Annotated in this window: 13 protein-coding genes; 6 read left to right on the top strand and 7 right to left on the bottom strand. The window is 40.1% G+C overall.

What is annotated here, in order from left to right; translation table 11 throughout:
• Window positions 1-181 precede the first annotated feature (181 nt).
• From FTU79_RS14145 to arsH, 5 genes are all read left to right on the top strand, one after another.
• Complete coding sequence (locus FTU79_RS14145; RefSeq protein ID WP_373685664.1) at window positions 182-2,299, top strand: TonB-dependent receptor family protein; 2,118 nt, start codon at window positions 182-184, stop codon at window positions 2,297-2,299.
• Between the two features lie 113 nt (window positions 2,300-2,412).
• The gene (locus tag FTU79_RS14140) at window positions 2,413-2,742 is read left to right on the top strand and encodes a metalloregulator ArsR/SmtB family transcription factor (RefSeq protein WP_180050881.1); all 330 of its coding nucleotides are present in this window, start codon (window positions 2,413-2,415) and stop codon (window positions 2,740-2,742) included.
• Entirely contained in the window at window positions 2,739-3,212 is a 474-nt protein-coding gene (locus FTU79_RS14135) for an arsenate reductase ArsC (RefSeq protein WP_180007690.1), read from the top strand. The genes FTU79_RS14140 and FTU79_RS14135 overlap by 4 nt, the downstream gene beginning before the upstream one ends.
• Window positions 3,212-4,252 carry an ACR3 family arsenite efflux transporter gene (arsB, locus tag FTU79_RS14130; protein ID WP_180050878.1) on the top strand — a complete coding sequence of 347 codons (1,041 nt, stop codon included), beginning with the start codon at window positions 3,212-3,214 and terminating at the stop codon, window positions 4,250-4,252. Before FTU79_RS14135 ends, arsB begins: the two co-directional genes overlap by 1 nt.
• A 1-nt stretch (window position 4,253) precedes the next feature.
• Entirely contained in the window at window positions 4,254-4,958 is a 705-nt protein-coding gene (arsH, locus tag FTU79_RS14125; RefSeq protein WP_078191860.1) for an arsenical resistance protein ArsH, read from the top strand.
• Between the two features lie 57 nt (window positions 4,959-5,015).
• On the opposite strand, the gene FTU79_RS14120 is transcribed toward arsH, so the two are convergent.
• From FTU79_RS14120 to cgtA, 3 genes are all read right to left on the bottom strand, one after another.
• Window positions 5,016-5,534 (bottom strand): GNAT family N-acetyltransferase, encoded by a 519-nt coding sequence (locus FTU79_RS14120; protein ID WP_180007688.1) that lies wholly within the window; start codon window positions 5,532-5,534, stop codon window positions 5,016-5,018.
• A gap of 91 nt (window positions 5,535-5,625) precedes the next feature.
• Window positions 5,626-6,759, bottom strand: coding sequence for a glutamate 5-kinase (proB, locus tag FTU79_RS14115; RefSeq protein ID WP_180050875.1), 1,134 nt, complete (start codon window positions 6,757-6,759; stop codon window positions 5,626-5,628).
• A gap of 40 nt (window positions 6,760-6,799) precedes the next feature.
• Window positions 6,800-8,014 (bottom strand): Obg family GTPase CgtA, encoded by a 1,215-nt coding sequence (cgtA, locus tag FTU79_RS14110; protein WP_180007686.1) that lies wholly within the window; start codon window positions 8,012-8,014, stop codon window positions 6,800-6,802.
• A gap of 267 nt (window positions 8,015-8,281) precedes the next feature.
• Between cgtA and FTU79_RS14105 the strand changes: the two genes are divergently transcribed.
• Entirely contained in the window at window positions 8,282-9,478 is a 1,197-nt protein-coding gene (locus tag FTU79_RS14105; protein WP_180026330.1) for an MFS transporter, read from the top strand.
• Between the two features lie 50 nt (window positions 9,479-9,528).
• On the opposite strand, the gene FTU79_RS16620 is transcribed toward FTU79_RS14105, so the two are convergent.
• The 4 genes from FTU79_RS16620 to FTU79_RS14085 all read right to left on the bottom strand — a co-directional run bounded on the left by FTU79_RS16620 (window position 9,529) and on the right by FTU79_RS14085 (window position 14,621).
• Window positions 9,529-10,161 carry a hypothetical protein gene (locus FTU79_RS16620; protein ID WP_257218977.1) on the bottom strand — a complete coding sequence of 211 codons (633 nt, stop codon included), beginning with the start codon at window positions 10,159-10,161 and terminating at the stop codon, window positions 9,529-9,531.
• Between the two features lie 29 nt (window positions 10,162-10,190).
• Window positions 10,191-10,565 carry a helix-turn-helix domain-containing protein gene (locus FTU79_RS14095; protein ID WP_125278388.1) on the bottom strand — a complete coding sequence of 125 codons (375 nt, stop codon included), beginning with the start codon at window positions 10,563-10,565 and terminating at the stop codon, window positions 10,191-10,193.
• Window positions 10,566-10,772: 207 nt separating this feature from the next.
• Complete coding sequence (locus tag FTU79_RS14090) at window positions 10,773-12,230, bottom strand: glyceraldehyde-3-phosphate dehydrogenase (RefSeq protein WP_180050872.1); 1,458 nt, start codon at window positions 12,228-12,230, stop codon at window positions 10,773-10,775.
• 708 nt (window positions 12,231-12,938) lie between these two features.
• A complete protein-coding gene (locus FTU79_RS14085; protein WP_180040490.1) occupies window positions 12,939-14,621 on the bottom strand; it encodes a hypothetical protein in 1,683 nt (560 codons plus the stop codon).
• Between the last annotated feature and the right edge of the window lie 167 nt (window positions 14,622-14,788).

Raw genomic sequence — 14,788 nt, 5'->3', positions numbered from 1 at the left:
ATTAGCTTAATCAAATTCATAGTTTTAAATGATAATCATCCTTATTTAAATTTATCGCTCTCAAGATTATGATACGCGCTCTCTCTCCATTGCTCACACTTTTATGTATAGTTCAAGCAAAAAATCTCTAAAGCTTCAAAATTTCCCGCTATTACCGCTGAGTATTGCCGTAGGTATAAGCATGGTTGCCACTATGGCTTCTGCTGCTGAAAATACAGAGACAGTACAAGCAGATGTTTTACCGACCATCACCATTGAAACTCAAGGGAACTGGCTGGAAAACGCCAATGAAAAGAAGGTGCAAAAGCATGCCGGTGCGCGGACCATTATTGACCGTAAACGCTTAAACGAAAGCGCATCAACATCTCTAAAAGATGCGTTACGCCAAGTTCCCGGTGTTCAGGTTCAAGAAAATAATGGTACTGGCGGTAGCGATGTATCATTAAACATCGGCGTTCGTGGATTAACTTCTCGCCTCTCTCCACGTTCAACTGTGTTGATCGATGGCATACCAATGTCATTTGCACCGTATGGCCAACCACAGCTTTCGATGGCGCCTGTCTCTTTAGGAAATATAGAATCTGTTGATGTAGTCCGTGGTGCAGGTTCTGTCCGTTTTGGGCCACAAAATGTCGGCGGTATTATCAACTTTGCCACACGTAGCATTCCTGAAGACTTTAAAGGTACCGTGGCATTAAACTCTGAATATGCAACAGGTACAGATCAGGTAAAATTAGGTCCTAGTCTGTTTGTTGGTGGAACATTAGATAATGGTTTAGGTCTTGCCTTACTTTATTCAGGCACTAAAGGCAACGGTTATCGTGAAGCGAACAATAAAAATGACATTGATGATGTCATGTTAAAAACCGCTTATGACATCACTGATCAGGATAAAATCGCATTAAATTTCCATCACTACGATGGTACAGGTGAAATGCCTGAAGGTTTAAGCGCTGCTGAATTCGAAGTAAATCCATATCAAACGTCGCATTATCGTGACTTTTTCACTGGCCGTCGTTCAGATGTATCCCTACGTTATACACATAAAGACGACACGAACAACTTTGAACTTTTAAGTTATTACATCGATTCATTCCGTACCAGCAACCTTGAATCTACTTTAGCCAATGGCAATCATCGCTTAGATACCTCACCACGTGATTATAAAGTCTTTGCCATTGAGCCACGTTATTCACGTAGCTATAGCTTAGGAAGCACGCTGAATGAAGTGACTGTAGGCTACCGTTATATGGATGAAGAAAGCACCGAGTTCGCAGGCCGTACTGAATACGCTGCAGATGCTGAACCCGGTCAGTTTATAGCACGTACCCGCAGTGCGGGTGGCACCAAAGCACACGCAGCTTATATTGATAACCGTATAGAACTAGGTAAATGGAATATTACACCTGGCGTTCGTTTTGAATTGATTGATACGCAAAACAGTTTTAGTGCCTATAAAAATGGCGTATTACAAAATACTGTTCATCCATCGATCCAATCAGATGAATTTTTACCAAGTTTAGCTGTCCTGTATAAAGCAACAGACCATTGGAATTTCTTTGCTAATGCAGGTGTTTCTTTTGGTCCACAGCAATATAACCAGTTAGCGACAACACAAGGCACTACAGCGGTCACCACCTTAGATGGCTTACATCCTGAAAAGTCTAATAACTATGAAATTGGTACCAAATATTTAGGCAATGGTTTGAGCGCTGAATTGACTGCGTTTTATCTAGATTTTGACAAAGAACTGATTTTAGAACGTGATGCTGCAAACAATGGCATTTGGACTGACCTCGGTGCTACAAGTCATAAAGGGATCGAAACCGGTTTTAGCTATGACTTTGGACATTTAGCTAACAATCTCGAAGGCTTAAAAGCCTATGGTAATTACACCTATACCAAAGCAGTTGCTGAAGCAGGTAACTTTAAAGGTAAAGATTTGCCCTTCTATTCACAAAATGTCGCAAACTTTGGCTTAGGCTATAAATACGATGCTTGGTCAATCAATGCCGACATGTATGCTCAATCTAAACAACGTGCCCCAGGTAACCAAGATTCTGGCATCTACCAAACTGAAGAAACGGCAAATGGTAAACTGGGCGATATTCCAGGCTATTCAACTTTTGCTGTGCGTACCGGCTATGACTTTGGCGGTTCGCTACAAGGGGTTAAAGTTGCTGCTGGTATTAAGAATGTCTTTGATAAACAGTATTTCACCCGTTCATCAGATGCAACAGGTGGTAAATATATAGGTCAGCCACGTACTTTCTTCTTACAAACTTCATTCGACTTTTAAACTGATCTAAATATAAAAATCCCACCAAGTGTGGGATTTTTATTGAAGAAAACATATGGACATCCATATATTCATATGTAAAGATATATGCAAATCCATATATACAGATAAACATGGAACAGACTGAATTTTTCAAATTACTTGCAGATGAGACTCGTCTGAACATCATCATGCTGTTGGCATGTAAAGGTGAACTCTGCGTCTGCGAACTCACCGAGTCCCTTGAATTAAGCCAACCCAAAATTTCGCGCCATCTAGCGCTACTACGGTCATCTAGTGTTTTGAGTGATCAACGCAAAGGTCAATGGGTCTATTACTCCATTCACCCTGCACTGCCTACTTGGTGTACACAAATACTTGATGTCATGCGTCACCAAGAACAATTTAAAAATCTCGATTTAAACTCTCCGAAAGGCACTACAACATTGTGTGAAACGCTATGAATTTTTTATTTCTATGTACTGGCAATAGCTGCCGCAGCATTTTATCCGAAGTACTTTTTAACCATCGTGCCCCTGAAGGTTTCCATGCCTATAGCGCAGGTAGTAAACCTTCAGGACAAGTCCACCCGTTTACCTTGAAAACCCTACAAAACCTCAATCTACCGACTGAGGGTTTGTCGAGTAAAACCATCGCAGCATGTGAACAATATCAACCCGATGTGGTAATTACCGTCTGTGGTTCTGCCGCTCAAGAAGCTTGCCCAATTTACTTAGGCTCTGCCATCAAAGCCCACTGGGGCTTAGAAGATCCTTCCCATTTAGAGCTTGTAGATGAAATAAAACTTGCAGCATTTCTTGATACCGTGGCGCATATTAACCGCCGTTTAGATGCTTTATTTGCACTCGATTTTACGCAATTAAGTCGTGAAGAACTCAACCTAGAAATCCAAAAAATTTCAGAGATCCAATAATGGCTGCTGCAAAACTGTCATTTCTAGACCGCAATCTAACGCTATGGATTTTTATCGCAATGGGGCTAGGCATTGCGATTGGCGTCTATATTCCAAGTGCTTCAAGAGCTTTAAATCAACTCAATATCGGTGATGTCAATATTGCGATTGCCATTGGTTTAATCCTGATGATGTATCCGCCTTTGGCCAAAGTGGATTACAAAGCGCTGCCTGAAGTGTTTAAAGATAAACGTACCTTATACCTATCACTGGTTCAAAATTGGTTAATCGCACCTTGCCTGATGTTTATTTTGGCGATCGTGTTTTTACAACACTACCCTGAATACATGACCGGTTTGATTCTGATTGGTTTAGCACGTTGCATTGCGATGGTTCTGGTTTGGAATGATCTCGCTTGTGGGGATAACCAATACGTAGCGGCTTTAGTGGCCTTTAACAGTATTTTCCAAATTGCATTTTTTAGTACCTACGCATGGTTCTTTTTGAGTTTTTTACCGCCTTATTTTGGTATAGAAGCACAAGTGATCCAAGTCAGCTTTTGGACCATCACACATGCAGTATTGGTGTATCTAGGTATTCCCTTCCTGCTCGGTTTCCTGACGCGTGCCATATTGGTAAAACAAAAAGGTCTGGCTTGGTATAAAAATCAATTTATACCCAAAATCAGCCCCATCAGTTTAATCGCATTACTCTTTACCATTGTGGTGATGTTTAGCCTCAAAGGTGCAGATGTCTTGAGCCTTCCAATGGATGTACTGCGTATTGGCATTCCCCTCACGATCTACTTTGTGGTGATGTTTTTCATTAGCTTTTTGATGAGCAAATGGATGGGCAATAATTACGCCAAAACCACTGCCATATCCTTTACCGCAGCGGGTAATAATTTTGAACTTGCCCTCGCTGTTGCCATCGCCACCTTTGGTATTGCATCTCCGATTGCATTTACCACGATTATTGGCCCATTGGTTGAAGTCCCTGTGCTTATTGCATTAGTGAGTGTATCGCTATGGTTAAAACGCAAATGGTATAAAGAGAACTAAAATGAAGCTCCCCAATATTCAACTAGATCTACTTGAAACACCGCGTTTTGAACAAGTTCAAGCTAAAGCACTTGAACATCCGCCACGCATTCTGCTGCTATATGGCTCTAACCGTGAACGCTCATTTAGCCGTTTAACGGTATTGGAGGCGGGTCGAATCCTTGAACATTTTGGTGCAGAAGTCAAAATTTTTCATCCTAAAGGTCTTCCACTACCGGAAGATGCTGAAACATCCCATCCTAAAGTTCAGGAATTACATGAATTACTTGCATGGTCTGAAGGCATGGTTTGGTGTTCGCCAGAACGACATGGTGCGATGAGCTCTATATTGAAAGCACAAATTGATTGGATTCCTTTAGCTGCAGGTGCCATTCGTGCTACTCAAGGTAAAACGCTGGCGTTAATGCAAGTCAGTGGTGGTTCGCAATCTTTTAATGCTGTTAACCAAATGCGCATCCTTGGGCGTTGGATGCGGATGATCACGATTCCAAATCAATCTTCCGTTGCGAAAGCATTTTTAGAGTTTGATGAAAATGATCGCATGAAACCTTCCTCCTATTACACTCGCATTGTCGATGTGATGGAGGAATTATATAAATTTACCCTGCTCACACGTGGTCAATCTGCCTACCTCACAGATCGCTATTCTGAACGAGTTGAAAGTGCGGAAGAACTCTCTAAACGAGTTAATCAAAAGAACCTTTAATGAAAAACTCCTGCATCTGTGCAGGAGTTTTTGTCTAAAATATCCATCCGTTTCAACTTAAACTAATAATTTATAAAATAATGTCGTTGAATCTATTGTACTTGTATGGCTCAATGCAAATTGCGGAATGATCCCAGCTTTTATAAAGTTAAATTTTTCATATAGCTTTTCAGAGACATCGCCTGTACGCGTATCAAGTACAAGTAATTTCAAGTTCAAATGTTTTGCTTGATCTTCTGCAAGTGTGAATAGTTGATGAGCAATGCCTTTTTGACGTGCCTTTGGATGCACCATAAGTTTTTCAATCTCAGCAGGATGCAGTGCATTGGCTTTGGTGGCACGAACCAATTGTACTGTGCCCACAATTTCACCGCTTTGTAGCGCCGCCCACAAAAAGGTTTTATGCTTTTGAATATCCTTTGTCACAGCAGACCAATATTCATCATAGTGCGACTTAGATTCTTTAGCTAAAAAACCCAGTGATGCACCATCTTGCACGCATTGTGCCAATAATTCACACAGTTGAGCCTGCTCATCTTTTAGATCTTGAATGTTTAAATATTGAATTTCGCTCATATTCTTCTCCTCTTATTACTATTTTTATCGCTATATTCAAATGACATGCCATAAAAAATCCCGCTCGGAAGCAGGATTTTGATCTTTCAATTTAGTAAATTGACATATGATTGCGATGGATCATTTCAAGTGATCGGGCTTCCCCTAAAACTTGATGAACTTTATCGGAGGCCAAACCTTTGACGATTTCTGCCGAACGTGAACTGAAGTTTACACGACCAACGGCAACACGATGACCTTGTGTATCGACACATTCCACCACATCACCACGTTCAAAATGCCCTTCAACTGCTTTCACACCGACAGGTAATAAACTGCGGTGATTATCACGAATGGCTTTGACTGCACCATCATCTATCACTAAACGACCAGCTGTTTGTAAATGTGCAGCTAACCATTGTTGATGGGCTGTGACACGATCATTGTCCGTAATGAATAAGGTACCGAGTAATTCACCGGCCATCACACGTGAAAGTACATTGTCGCTATCGCCGCTCGCAATCACTGTTGGACAACCTGACTTGGCTGCCAAACGTGCCGCACGAACTTTGGTCAACATACCGCCACGACCGAATTTACCGCCGCCGCCAGCCATATCGAATAATGATTCATCCATTGCACGTACTGTATGGAACAGTTTTGCATCTGGATTGGAACGAGGGTCTGAGTCAAACATGCCTTCTTGGTCAGTTAGAATCACCAAAAGGTCTGCATGAACCTGTCCAGCCACCATCGCAGCCAAAGTATCGTTATCGCCAAAGCGGATTTCGTCAGTCGACACTGTGTCATTTTCATTGATCACAGGAATCACACGCCAATCAATCAAATGCTGCAAGGCATCACAAGAGTTTAAATAACGACGACGGTCAGCCAAATCATCATGGGTTAATAAAACTTGAGCTGTACGAATAGAACATTGTTCTAAAACGCTTGACCAAGTATGTATTAAACCCATTTGTCCAATGGCTGCGCAAGCCTGAAGACTGGGTAGATCTGTGGGTCGGCTGTCCAGATTCATTCGAACCATCCCTTCAGCCACAGCACCGGAAGACACAAGAATGATCTCGTGCCCTGCATTGTGTAGTTCTGCAATTTGTCCCGCCCAATGCGAGATTGCCTCCAGATCTAACCCTTTTCCGTTTGCTGTGAGTAGTGATGATCCGATTTTAACAACGATACGTTTACAACCCTTGAGCTGACGTTGCCCATCTACCACTTCTATCATCTTGTCCTCAGACTTGTTTGCTTTGACACTTATTCAGCAATTAACGTACGTAGTACGATTCTGCCTCATCATCACCGTCTTCAAATTCATCATCAAAGTCTTCACCTTGACCTGCCAGACGTTGTTGACGACGCATTTCACGATATGCTTCTTTCGCAGCAAGCGTTTGCTCACGTGTTTCAACTTCAAGCTGATCACGGAACGCTTTAACTTCTGCAGCATATTCAGGATCTTCAGTTTCGCGTTCGCGCTGTTCTTCAATTTGATCCATCAGGTAGTACACAACGTCTTTAGTACCTTCAAATGTTAAACCTGAAGTTTTGAATACAGGGCCTTTCCACTGCAACTCTTCGAGAATGTGATCACACCATTCATCACGCGTTTCAGCCGCCAATTGGTCTACTTTATTGAGTACCAATACAACAGGTAATTTTGAAAGCGTTGGGGAGAATTTTTTCAACTCTTCCAAAATTGCTTTTGCATTGTACGCAGGGTCAGAACCATCAATCGGTTGAACATCTACGATGTGCAATAAAATACGTGTACGCGCCAAGTGTTTCAGGAATCGAATACCTAGACCTGCACCTTCTGCAGCCCCTTCGATTAGACCCGGAATATCCGCCATTACAAATGAACGGTGACTATCGGCATCAACCACACCTAGGTTTGGCACCATAGTGGTAAATGGATAATCTGCAACTTTTGGTTTCGCTGCTGAAACTGCACGGATAAAGGTTGATTTACCCGCATTTGGCATACCCAACAAACCAACGTCTGCGAGTACTTTTAATTCAAGACGAATTTCACGATATTCGCCTTTTGAGCCGTGTGTACATTTACGTGGAGAACGGTTGGTTGAAGATTTGAAGTGAGTATTACCCAAACCACCTTCACCACCTGCTGCCACTAACACACGCTGACCGTCAGCCACTAAGTCGCCGATGATATCGCCAGATTCTGTATCTACAATTGTTGTGCCCACTGGAACGAGCAATACGGTATCTTCACCGCCACGGCCTGAGCAGTTCGCTCCACGACCATTTTTAGCACGTTCTGCACGGAATTTACGTGTATAACGATAATCTACTAGGGTACTTGTGTCGTTGTCGGCTTGAACGTATACGTTACCGCCACGACCACCATCACCACCATCTGGACCACCAAATGGTACGAATTTTTCACGGCGAAAACTGGCTACGCCATTGCCACCGTCGCCAGCCTCTACGGTAATGACTGCTTCATCAACAAAGCGCATATTTGCCAATCCTCTAAAAACTTTAAAACCGCTTATTCTGCCATATTTTAAAGAATTTCTCGACTATATTTATTCACTATTCCATGAAGATCATGCATTTCAAGCAGATTTTTTTTGAGCTTGTATCAAAATTTTAAAAGTACAATCCAGCTTGAATTGATCGTCTGATGTACATATAGCTCGCAACGCTAAGTTGGTTGTTTTTTGTTATTTCTGCTTGTCGTAACATCTTCATATAGTGCAATTCTTGCAATCAGAGTTTTTGTTATGTCAAATCCTAAGGAAAGGAATACTATCAGTCCATTGTCATCACAATTTGTTTTATTGATGGCACTTGCTTGTGGTCTATGCGCAGGATCAGCATATTTTAATCAACCGCTTATCTATTCGATTGAAAAAGGTTTAGGCATTAGCACCAGTGAAGCTGGTTTGACTGTAGTGATTGCACAAATTGGCTATGTTTTAGGTTTAATGCTCTTGGTCCCACTAGGTGACTTTTTAAATAAGCGCAAACTCATTGTTAGCTTAATGGTCTTTGCTGCTCTTTCTCAGATTTTATTATCGTTAAGTAGCAACTTAAGCACGCTGTATCTATTTACCCTTTGTGCGACGTTTGGCGCAATTTCGGCACAAGTCCTAATTCCTTTTGCATCGAGTATTAGCCCACCCGAATCCAGCGCAGCCACTGTAGGTAAACTCATGAGCGGCTTGGTCATGGGCATCATTTTATCGCGAACATTTGCAGGCTTTGTATCGACCTATTGGTCCTGGAATGCTGTGTATTTCACCAGTGGTATCATCACTTTAGGTTTTGCGATGATCATGTGGAAAAAACTTCCGAACACGACGCCGCAAGCAGGTTTAACAATGATAGGAATTTACCGCTCGTTGTTTATCATTGCTCAAAATAATCCACATCTGATTCGTCGTGCCTGTGCTGGTGCTTTGGGTTTTGGTATTTTGTCGATGATTTTTACCTCTATGACTTTTGTCTTAGGCAGTGCGCCATATTACTTTACTGATTTTGAAATTGGTCTGTTTGGCTTGCTTGGTGTGATCGGGATTTATTCATCAAGTTGGTCGGGTAAAATTGTGGGACAAGGTAGAGAAAACTTTGTAGCAAAACTCTGTATTGCTTTGATGTTTTTCTCAACTATCCCTCTATTTTTTGCCCAGCAAAATATCGTGATTTATGCGATTGGCGTACTCATGGCATATTTTGGTTTAACAGCATTTCACGTGCTCAATCAAAATTTGGTCTATCGGATTGATCTTAAATCCCGTTCGCGAATTAATGCGGTGTATATGACGATTTACTTTACTGGTGCAGCTATAGGTTCACTCGGTGCAGTATATGCCTGGCAGCATTTTGGTTGGATGGGTTGTGTGATTCTAGCTTTGGTTTTTTCGATTGGAATTTTACTGATTGATCGGTGGGATTTTAATAAGATGGTTAAAAATTAAGTGTTTTATGAGGAATAAATCGAATGGTTTATTCCTTTTCTCATTACTAATTAAAAATTTAATGTTTTTCGATATAACGCATATTCGTACATCTCCTCAATCAATTCATCAAGTTTTTCAGAAAATGCTATCCTAAAAAACTGATGATAGATTTCCTCATTATTTATTCCATATATATGCGAGTCAATTTTGCTAGCAAGCTCACGATATTCGTCGATCAGTTTTCCTAATTTTTTATTATCTTGATTAAAATTTATAAAACTCAAAGCATCATTTATATTTTGCCTTAGGGGACTTAAAGAACCCCATATCCTTCTGATTTCACATGGCTCGATTTTAGGACCTAAAAATTTTTTTATCATTTCATTATCTAATTCATTTAAATAGTTATTAAGTACAAGCGCCAGAAGCTTATTAGTTTGAGCTTTATATTCCTTTAAATAAATTATTAAATCTTTAGATTGAGCAGCAATTAATTCACTGCCTTTTTGCTCTCGCCAATTCGTGTAAGTCATTAAGACCGCTATTGGAGCAAATATGCCCGCCGACCAAAGCAAAAGATTTGTCGCTAAAGTAATATCAACTTCTAAACTTTTAAAAATTGCATAAATAGCGATGCATAAGGTTAAGATAATTGCGTAGACTGCTAACACTGTCGCAATCAAATTTTCTGATTTTTTCATCTATTGCTTCCCCAAAAGCAATTTAATTTTTATTTAGTAACACGCTCTTTATTTTCCAAAATCTCTGGCAAACTGCGCTCTACCCAGCCAATCAAATAGTTTATTTTTTCTGCTGCTTGCGAACCGGTAATGGTCAATTGATATTCCACTTTGGGTGGCACAACCGGATACACCGTTCTTAAAATAAAACCATCTTGCTCCAGCATTTTTAAGGTTTGCGCCAGCATTTTTTCACTGACCCCTTCAATTCGCTGTTTCAGCTCACTAAAGCGATGTACACCTTCACTTAAACAGCGCAATACTAGCACTGACCATTTATTGGTGAGATGTTCCAGTATTTCACGGGATGGGCATTCATTAGATAGCACCTGTCCCAACAATGGACTGATTGCATACTTGGTCATTGAAGAGTTCCTTTCTTGATCACGGTTTTTAGTTATTACTTACTATTTTTAATGTACTTACCATTTGTAAGCTAACAGATTCATATGAGCGTATCAAGGTGAATTTTCCATCAATTAATGTATATGATTTTATTAAGCTGATTGGCCAACTTTATTTTCCACAATAAAAAAGAGCCTCAAATGAGGCTCTTTTTTAGCTTTCACAAATTATGCATTCGTTTCAGCAGGAATTTTTGGATAGCTTACGCCACCCATTTGTTCCGCAATACGCAATACTTGGCAGCTATAACCTACTTCGTTATCATACCAAACGTAGCAAGTTAAACGGTTACCAGAAGTGATTGTCGCTTGAGCGTCAAATACACCTGCGGTACGTGAACCGATAAAGTCAGACGATACAACTTCAGTTGAGTTTGTATAACCGATTTGACCTTGAAGGTTAGAGTTGATTGAAATTTGGCGAATGTATTCATTCACTTCTTCACGATCAACATCTTGACCTAAAGTAAGGTTCAAAATTGCAAGAGATACGTTTGGAGTAGGTACACGTACTGAGTTACCAGTCAATTTACCTTGAAGAGCAGGAAGCGCTTTAGCAACAGCTTTAGCAGCACCTGTTTCAGTAATAACCATGTTCAATGTTGCAGCACGGCCACGACGGTCAGCTTTATGGTAGTTGTCGATTAAGTTCTGGTCATTCGTGAACGAGTGAACTGTCTCAACGTGACCATTGATCACTGTGTACTTGTCGTTTAACACTTTCAGTGTTGGTGTGATCGCGTTTGTTGTACAACTTGCAGCAGAGATGATTGTATCTTCATCAAGGATGTCAGCTTGGTTCACACCGTATACAACGTTCTTCATGTCACCTTTACCAGGTGCAGTTAGAATTACACGTGCAGCGCCAGCGCATTTAAGGTGCTGTGCAAGACCTTCAGAATCACGCCATTTACCTGTGTTATCGATTACAAGTGCATTGTTAATACCGTAAGCAGTGTAATCAACTTCAGATGGGTTAGACGCATAGATCACTTTGATGAAGTTACCGTTAGCAATGATTGCTTCGTTTTCTTCATCAACAGAAATTGTACCTGCGAATGGACCATGAATAGAGTCACGACGTAACAAAGACGCACGTTTTTCTAAGTCACCGTCAGATGATTTACGAACAACGATTGCTTTAAGGTTAAGACCACGGCCTAGACCAGATTGGCTGATCATCAAACGTGCAAGGATACGACCAATACGACCGAAACCGTAAAGTACAACATCACGGTTTTCAACGTTAGTTGCATTGCCTTCAAGTGATTTCACAGCGTCAGCAACGAATGCGTCAACATCACCGCCTTTTTCTTTGAACTCAACAGCAAGTTTGCCAAGATCAATTTCAGCAGTACCGATGTTTTCGATTTTCGCCAAAGCTTCAAGAATTGGGAAAGTGTTCACAACTGAAAGTTCAACGTCAAGTACGCGAGTACGACGATGCGCTTTAAGAATTTGGATAACCGAACGGTTAATTAAAGAACGACCGTATACTGTAGCTACGATGTTTTTTTCACGATATAACTGACCCACTAGGGCAATCATACGTTCCGCGATTTCTTCACGGTTTTTCCAGCGACCTTGGTGCTCTGCATGTAGGGCAACGATAGTGTCTTTGCTCACAGATACGTCCTCTAATTAATTGTAAATCTAAGCATAAATTTCAAAACCCCACAATTGTAATGGAAAACTGAAAATTAATGAATCTAAAAGCAGATTTCGACAAGGTTATTTTGTTATATATTCACTATCAATTTTCAAAATAATCATGATTAGTATTATGATTTTATAGCCGAAAGTTGAAAAACGGACTTTTTCGCAGATTTTTTTCACAAAATTTCAAATGTAGTTTTATCAACCAGATCTCAGCACATTTAGCTCTAAGATGAACGAATAATTATATTTTTCAAATTGCGGTGTTTTTTATTTTGCTCAATTTATAGTATTTTTACTGATGTTAAGCTCGTAATAATAATTTCACATTTTTAAATGATTTTTAAGACTATTCGACGGAGTCTTACATCTAAAGTTTGAATAAAGGGTTTAGCCTTCAGTCGGAGGTACTCTTACGAAACGTTGTTTCTCATTTGGCAAAATGAGAAGCGTGCTTCATAAGGAAACCATCTTGCGGAGCAATGCTCCTCACCGCAAAACTCGTTCACTACCGTCAATTTATTCAAAGTATCGCAAAAACATTTTTTATTAGAAGTAACCCTGTCTCAGACAATTGCGGATGACATTACAGCGTATCGTTCTTTTATTTGAATTAAATTACGCCTCTAATGTTACTGCCTAAAATTATTTAAAGTCAGATCTATATTTAAAATTCAGTTAATTTTTCAGATTATCAGCAAACTTTTCCAGATTAAAATCAAAGAAATTTACACTCAGCTCTAATATTTTCGGTAGTGCATTTAAACTATTCTCACCAGCACTAATCGCAAAATATCTCTGATCACTAAAAGATCGCACGTTTAAGGCATTTTCACATGGCTCAAAATCAAGATTGACGAGCTGTGAAGCATGTTCCTTCAGCAACATTAAAACCTGCATATAAGTCTGGCGCTTTTTTTGCTGCTGCGCTTTTAAAGCATCGGCTTCAAGGCTTTCATACTCCCCTGTTTTCGTCATGCGTTTGGAAAATCCAACATGCGCATGCGCGCCATGGGTACCCGTATTTTCTACAGTTGCGTCTGTAGCAAAGATCTTCTGTTGATCATCGACCGGCTGCAAGATCGCCTTCAGCGCCGTATGAATTTGCTGTGACTGCTGATGATGTAATTCCCACTCATCTTCGTTTTGAACATGAAAAATTTGAGCACGCCGTTTCAACAAAAGCACCTGCCAAGCCTGTAGTTGAAGTCGCAGTCGTTTTAACTCCAAACTCGCCTCAAACTTCGGGCAGCTACTTAAGACGTTTAGACTCGTGATGAGCTTCTGAGATATTTGCATGCTATGGAAAAATAAAAAATCATGCTGTATCTGCTCACTCAGTTGATATTGAACAGTCTGATGCAATGGCTTCAAGATCAATGTATTGAACTGCTGCTCAAAAGTAGGTAAAACCGTCACTAATTGAGTGGCATCCTCTACATGCAGCATTAAAAGTAGATGCTTATCTACCCGTATATGTAGTTGCTGCATTAAATTTTGCAGATCTAAATGTATAAAACCTGCAATAGATGCCAGCTTAGAGACTTGAATTTTTAATTCGTCTATTTGCTGATTCTCTAAAGCAGTATTTAAATCTATGGCCACCCCATCAAAAACGTCGTCTGCTAAGGCATCATTGTGCTTTGTCGATAAAAACCGCGTTGCTGAATACTGCGTCGTCCAATCTAAATCAGGTGACAAAATATAAATAAACTCAGATGTTTGTACGATTTGTAAATATCTCGTTTTTTGTTCACGCTTTAAATAGTATTTAAAAATCGGATGTTGCCAAATCTCAGACGATTTCGGGATAGTGGCATCAAAAAATTGCCCCAACATATGTGACTTTAAGAAAATTTCGATCAAGAAAATTTTGACTTGCTGGGCAGTGAGTTCACGTGCATCACTCGGCGCAATCAAATCCATTTCACGGATGATTTGTGCAGCATTTAAAATGAAATGCCGATGTAATACGTTTTTTTCATGCTGTAATTCAAAATCTTCTTCGGCATCTATTTTATTGATATAGGCTAGGTTTTCTTCTAATTTTTGCGCAACTTGAATACTCATTGTCAATGTTCGAAGTTCTTCGAGCTGTGTTGCCAAATACTGTGCATGCTCACGCATGACATCATATTTTAGTACTTTCATCAGCATGCCCAAATTCATCGGTACATCTCTTTGATACGACTGTGATGAAGACTCCCAACGAATACCTTTTTGCGATAACACCTGCTGTATCTGTGCTAAATTGGATTGATCAAGATCAGTGCATACTTCAGATACAATACTCCGCCAATGCTGATCCAACACAGGCTCTAGCTGTAAAAGTTTAGCGCTTTGATGAAATGGGACAACCACTGACTGCTTCCTGTATCTTGGTTCTTTAATCGATCTTTTATCGATTTCAGTTTATTTTTATCTAAAATAAATATTTTTGTACACCATCATTCAATGCTGTTCTTCCTAAACAATAAATTGAATCATGGCGTGTTTTAGTTTTCTAAGTTTAAGATTTTCTTAAAAAA

The sequence above is a fragment of the Acinetobacter sp. YH12144 genome (genome assembly GCF_013418345.1).
In the GTDB taxonomy this organism is placed as follows: Bacteria; Pseudomonadota; Gammaproteobacteria; order Pseudomonadales; family Moraxellaceae; genus Acinetobacter; species Acinetobacter amyesii.
This window is presented reverse-complemented; position numbering and strand designations above follow the sequence as displayed.